The organism is Sphingobacterium sp. GQ94 (assembly GCF_059758715.1).
In genome coordinates this window covers 1-1,422 of record NZ_JCAXEC010000035.1, presented here as the reverse complement: position 1 = coordinate 1,422, position 1,422 = coordinate 1, and the positions used below count along the sequence as shown (strand labels likewise).

General features: G+C 41.2%; 2 protein-coding genes. Both read left to right on the top strand.

From position 1 onward, the window contains the following. The first annotated feature begins 69 nt into the window (after window positions 1–69). Window positions 70–435: an ISAon1 family transposase N-terminal region protein gene (locus AC6CHH_RS16380; RefSeq protein ID WP_498284788.1), complete on the top strand. Its 366-nt coding sequence runs from the start codon at window positions 70–72 to the stop codon at window positions 433–435. Between the two features lies 1 nt (window position 436). Further along, on the top strand, window positions 437–1,399 hold the full coding sequence (locus tag AC6CHH_RS16375; RefSeq protein ID WP_498284789.1) for an ISAon1 family transposase: 963 nt from the start codon (window positions 437–439) through the stop codon (window positions 1,397–1,399). The last annotated feature ends 23 nt before the right edge of the window (window positions 1,400–1,422 follow it).

Genomic DNA, 1,422 nt, shown 5'->3' with positions numbered 1-1,422 from the left:
GGATCATGTACAAAAGTTGTGGAGGGGATAAAAAATAATTAGATATTTGTGCTTCGAACTTATATAGAGATGCACGATTCATTTAAAGCTTTAATGCCCCTAATCATTCCTGAAGGAGTTTCCGATTATTTTGAGATGACCCACTATTCCCAAGGAGAGGGTCGGTTGGATATCTTTCTAGAAGAGATGAATGCTATTCCGGAAGAGTTTCAAAAGAATAAGCTGATCTCCAAAGGTTTCTTTGAGCCTGTTACCCTGCAAGATTTTCCTATTCGTGGCCAACAGGTTTACCTGCATGTGAAACGCCGCAGATGGCTCAATCAAGATACCGATAAAGTAGTTTACAGGAACTGGGAATTAGTAGCAAAAGGGACGCGTATCACACAGGATTTCGCTGCTTTTTTAAAAGGTATCAGCGGACAACCAGGCTCATAGCATCCAAACCATCAGTTCGTTCTATGGTATATCAGCCAGTAAACTAAGGAGATATTATAGAAATAAGCTCAGTGGTTTTCAAGAATGGGAACACCGTGAAAACGCAAAAGAAGGATTGATCTTTCCCCAGAATATTAGCTCAAGACTGTCGATTGATGAGACCTGTCTTTCCCATGGCGAGCTATATACCGTTGTGACCAACAAAGAAGCACATGGTAAAAAGGGAACTATTGTAGCTATACTAAATGGAACCAGGTCTGAGAATATCATCCCCCTGATTCAAAAGATCCCCCAGAGATTACGCAACAAAGTTCAGGAAATAACGCTTGACCTAGCGGGTAATATGGGACTCATAGCCAAGAGGTGCTTTCCAAATGCCGTGCAGGTTATCGATAGGTTCCATGTCCAGCAGTTAGCTACCGAAGCACTGCAGGAAATCCGAATAAAGCACCGATGGGAAGCCATAGATAATGAGAACCAGACGATTGAGGCTTGCAAAAAAGCTAAAGAAACCTATTTTCCAGAAATCCTGTTCAATGGAGACACACTAAAACAGCTACTGGCAAGAAGTCGGTACCTACTCTATAAGAGTGAGCATAAATGGACCTGTGAGCAGAAAGAAAGAGCTTTAGTGCTATTTGAAAGGTTCCCGGATATCGAAAAAGCTTATAGGTTGTCCCAAGAGCTTTCTTGGATATTCAACAGTACCTTGGATAAGATCTACGCCTTTACAAGACTTGCAAAGTGGGCGGATAAAGTAGAACAAGCAGGCTTTAAATCCTTCAATACCGTCTCCAGAACCATAAATATCCACCACAAGAAGATATTGAACTACTTCGACAACAAGAGTACAAATGCGTCGGCAGAATCATTCAATGCAAAAATAAAGGCTTTCAGAAGTCAGTTTAGAGGTGTAGGCGATATCAATTTCTTCCTGTTCAGATTGACCAAATTATTTGCTTAGTCCACAGGTTTTGAAACTGATCC